The following is a 4,468-nucleotide window of genomic DNA, read 5'->3' as shown; positions in this document are numbered from 1 at the left end:
CTTCGGCAAGCACCACTTTTCCCTCCCCAATGTTTTCCCACGGAATCGTCACCGGTTCCCCATCGACAGGTTCGATAGTTGCCCCAACTTCTTCCGACGCCGTAAGGATTCCAATTGTTATACGTTGCTCGTTCCGGGTAGTGATTTGTACGGTAGCACCAATATGCTTGGTAAACTGCCACGGTTGATGAAACGGTCGATCCAGCCCCGGCGATGAAATATCCAACCGAAAGTCCACGGTCTCGGGAAGCTTTGTTTGGAGCCAATTGACCAGAATCCGTGTCAAGAAGGTCGCATCGTCGATGGTTAACGGCGCATTTCTGCGATCGATAAACAACTTCAGGTTGGGGTGCTTAGTCGATGCTGTGTGATGAAAATCGATCCACTCAAATTCTAACCGAGCAACTTCCGCTTTCATCTCTTCGGTTAGACGCTCCCAATCAATCGCCATGGTACATTCCGTTTATTAACCCGGTATTAAAAAAGTTGAGGTGGGTCGTCTGACCCACCTCGCTCTGTGATAAGGTATAACGAACGTACTGAAAATCCAAATTCCTCGTTCTGTTGCAGGCAATCTGCTGGGGTAACGCCCAAGATATATTGCGATGCAATTTAATTTAGACCGATTCGCTATCTCTTTGTGAAGTAAGGAATTCGCGAAAAACGATTAGCGACCGGTTCGTTGTAGAATTTCATCGGCTTGAGTGCGCAGCGTTGATTGGGGGAATTCCCGTATTAACGCCAATGCCGATTCCTTCGCTTTCTCGTGATCATTCATGAGCAGTGAAATTCGTGCGGCGTCCAACAATGCCTGCGGAGCGCTGGCTCCTTTCGGATCCATGGTGTAGACTTTTCGGAACATTTCATAGGCTTCTTTTTGCTTGCCTTGATTCTCGAGCGCGATAGCAATCCCATTGGCGGCGGCAATCCCTTTCAAGCCTTTCCCATTCTCTTTCAAGAAGTCGCGGAACTGCTTCTCCGCCTCATCGGATTTTCCTTCTACCAACTTCACGCGAGCCAGTGTTAGTTGCGCTTCGTCGGCAACTTCGGTGCCCTTACGACGCTTGATGAGAGCCGTCAACTTCTCAGTGGCGGTGCCGTACTCGGCGCGATTCAAGAAGGAGCGCGCTTCCGCCAACTCAAAGCCGGCATCGCGGTTTGCACTGGCGCGTGACATCTTCATGAACACGATGATTATCGTTACGACCACAGCAGCGCCCGCGATGTAAGCGACGATCCGCCAGTTTTTCTCAAACCAGGTTTCAGCCTTTGTGAGGAAGACCATCAATTCGTCTTCCTTCATCATCTTCTTGGTGCTTTTCGCAGTATGGGTTGTCATTGGGTATAGTTCCTTGCCGGTAAAAAACGCAATTGGGAATGTACTACAATCTCTCAGAAAAACCAATTTAGGGTGAAGTTGGAACACCTAATCGTTAATTGTAAGAGTAAAAATAAATGATATCTGTTCAGCATATATCAAGCCGTTTTCGGTTTCCAGAGTGGTGATAGCGTCATCGCGTTGCAGATTGCGATTTATTACTTGCTTTTTGAACTTCTTCAATTAACCAGAGCCGCCATTCAGCATAGGCGGTTTCGGTGCTCATACCGTATACCGATTGAAAATTACGTATCCCTTTTGCATAAAACTCACGTAGTTTTGGGGTGCCATACTTTTCATTCAGAAAGTAGTAAAATAAACCTGCTTGATAACCAGTCTCCCAATTATCCCGGAAGTAGTAAACGTCATCGCCCCCTTCAAACAACAAATCGTGTGATCGAACTTGGTTACTTAAAAAGCTACAATACCTAATTTTCGACATGCGTATCTCTTCTCCTTCAGGCGCAGACTTATACGCAATGAAGTGAGCAGGTCCTTCCATTTCAAATGCGCTTGGCTTTACCTTTAACACGGCATGAGCAACGCAATACACGACGCCGTAAAGATTCTTATCAATTCTCTTTCTTATATGAACAGCATTTCTTGACCATGCAATATCAACATCAGAAAAGTACACGTGTAATGTATCGCGATACTCGGTGCCAAAGTACCTGTATACATCCTCGACCGTTTTATCGATAAGTGTAACGACCGCTCGTTTCTTTAGGTGATCAAGGCTGTTAACCATACTGATGTCGAATACGATCTCGTACTTTCTTGATTTCACCGGGTACGTGAAAACGTAGAAAAACCAAAATGCGAGAATCGTTATTGTGGCGATTATAAACGTCCGACGTAGGATTTTACTTTTTATAACTGACATAGCAGATGACCTCATCGGAGGAAGTTGGATGAACAACCAGCGACTACATTCTATCAATATCCTGAATCAACCCTTGGACAAGACAACATATTTCATAAGCATCGAAAGTTCAATAGTTTTCTTGGTTCTCACAGAGAAATATCAGGTAGGATAGCCTGCTGTGAGCCGCAACTAAAAATCGGTCGTAAGGGTTTGCGTCCAACCAAGTGTAAGGGGGAACCGGTGTTCGCTCTTGTTCTACAGGTCGGGAGATTTGTCGCTACCCATTACAGGCGGGGACGCCTGTCCCTACCCAAATTCGGGCGGACACGATGGTCCACCCCTACCCATCCCCTACCACCCTACACCCTTCACCTTTCACCTTAGCAGCACCATCTTCTGTGTCTTGATAAATTCACCCGCTTGCATTCGCACGAAATAGGTTCCCGAGGAAAGATTCTTCCCATCGAACGTCACTCGATAACTTCCCGTTTCTTGCTTTTGATTGACGAGAGTTGCAACTTCCCGACCGGTGATATCGAATAGTCTAAGATCTACATGCCCCGGTTTCGGAAGTGAGTAGGAAATGGTGGTTGATGAGTTGAAAGGGTTGGGATAGTTTTGGGTGAGGTGATAATAAGCAGGACTTGTTTCTCCAGTTTGAGTTACACTCGTTGAATCAAATCTGAACATACTTATAAAACAGTCCGCAGAACCTCCGTTATAAGTAGTATCGTACCCGCTCGTAGTATATGGAAAATCGGTTGAACTTGTACCACCTGTTAAGAACAATTTATCCTGATACTTATTCATTGTGAGTGCAAATTCTTCTCCAGAACCTCCTAAATATGTGCTATAGACTAATTGAGAAAGATCTGTATCTAAGAGTGACAAATAGCAGTCTGTTCTTCCATGCAACGAAGTTGATATTGCATCGGTGGTTATTGGGAAGTTGCTACTGTAAGTTGTTCCGAAGACTGCAAGGTTACCATTTGAAAATTTGGCTAATCCCTGTAACTGATCGGCATTCGAACCTCCTAAGTATGTACTTGCTAAAAGCTGTGAAGCGTTGTTGCTTAAATGGGCAATGAACACATCACCACCGTATTCACCTGAACCGTTGAATGTTGTATCATAAGCAGCTGTTGTTACAGGAAAATCGCCTTTACATTCACCAGCAACAAACACGCCATTATTCGCATCCAGTAATATTTTGTCACCTACCGAAGCACTATCATTTCCTAAATAAGTACTGAAAAGAATTGTCGATCCAGTACTATTTAATCTCGATACAAAACATTGACCAAGACCAGTAGTATCAGAGAATAAAGTAGTATCATACACCCCAGGAGTGATTGGGAAATTTTCACTATTTGTCCATCCAGTAATTGTTATTTCTAGGTTATCGCCCACCTGAATTGAATTAGATACTTCATCTAATGTTCCACCAAAGTATGTACTGTATAAAAGTTGTGTTCCGATATTGTTAATATGTGTGATAAAACAATCACCTCCCCAGGTAGGGAAACCGCTACCGCCGATGAAAAAACGACACCAAGCATTTGTCGTTGTCGGAAAGTTCGAACTGCTTGTTTTTCCAGTTACAAAAATACTTCCGTCTGGAATACTCGTAATATCATTTATATCGTCTCTATTGCTACCGCCAAGAAAGGTACTGAATAGTAACATTGATCCCGTTGTATTAATTCGAGTGATAAACCCATCAGACCACCCCCCAAAAGTGCGGGATAATGCTGTCGAAGTGGTTGGATAATCCGAACTCAACGTCGTTCCTGCAACTGAAACATTTCCAATACTATCCAAACTTAAACAGGTAGCATAGTCCCAGCTAGCTCCCCCTAAGAGAGTACTAAATATCAATTGCGTTCCAGTCGTATTTAATCGGGTGATAAAGCAGTCTCCACCAAGATTAACCGTATCAATCGCACCTTGTGTTAGTGGAAAGTCTGTGCTATAAGTCGTACCACAAACATAAATCCCATGAGCATCATCATTTATGACATCGTACCCAAAATCATCACCGCTTCCCCCTAAAAATGTACTATAGATGAGGGGATCGATGCGCAAGGAATGGTCGGAGTTGTAACCGTTAGGGAGCGTGATACCAAAGGTATTTTTGTCGGTGAGTTGGAATGCCGCGTCGATTTCATTCCTACTCCCATTCACTGACACTTGATACACACTCGGGAGCGTCGTTCGCAATTCTC

4 protein-coding genes are annotated in these 4,468 nt (G+C 44.3%); all 4 read right to left on the bottom strand.

Annotation, left to right across the window (positions count from 1 at the left end):
* Positions 1 to 451 (bottom strand): hypothetical protein (locus tag OEM52_14120; GenBank protein ID MDK9701271.1); only part of this gene is annotated, 451 nt, incomplete at its 3' end.
* A gap of 216 nt (positions 452 to 667) precedes the next feature.
* A complete protein-coding gene (locus tag OEM52_14115) occupies positions 668 to 1,339 on the bottom strand; it encodes a tetratricopeptide repeat protein (GenBank protein MDK9701270.1) in 672 nt (223 codons plus the stop codon).
* 172 nt (positions 1,340 to 1,511) lie between these two features.
* The gene (locus OEM52_14110) at positions 1,512 to 2,261 is read right to left on the bottom strand and encodes a hypothetical protein (protein ID MDK9701269.1); all 750 of its coding nucleotides are present in this window, start codon (positions 2,259 to 2,261) and stop codon (positions 1,512 to 1,514) included.
* Positions 2,262 to 2,618: 357 nt separating this feature from the next.
* The gene (locus tag OEM52_14105) at positions 2,619 to 4,433 is read right to left on the bottom strand and encodes a T9SS type A sorting domain-containing protein (protein ID MDK9701268.1); all 1,815 of its coding nucleotides are present in this window, start codon (positions 4,431 to 4,433) and stop codon (positions 2,619 to 2,621) included.
* Positions 4,434 to 4,468 lie beyond the last annotated feature (35 nt).

The organism is bacterium, from assembly GCA_030247525.1.
Lineage (GTDB): Bacteria > Electryoneota > JAOADG01 > JAOADG01 > JAOADG01 > JAOTSC01.
The sequence above is the reverse complement of the archived record's forward strand: the minus strand, read 5'-3'. Positions and strand labels throughout refer to the sequence as shown.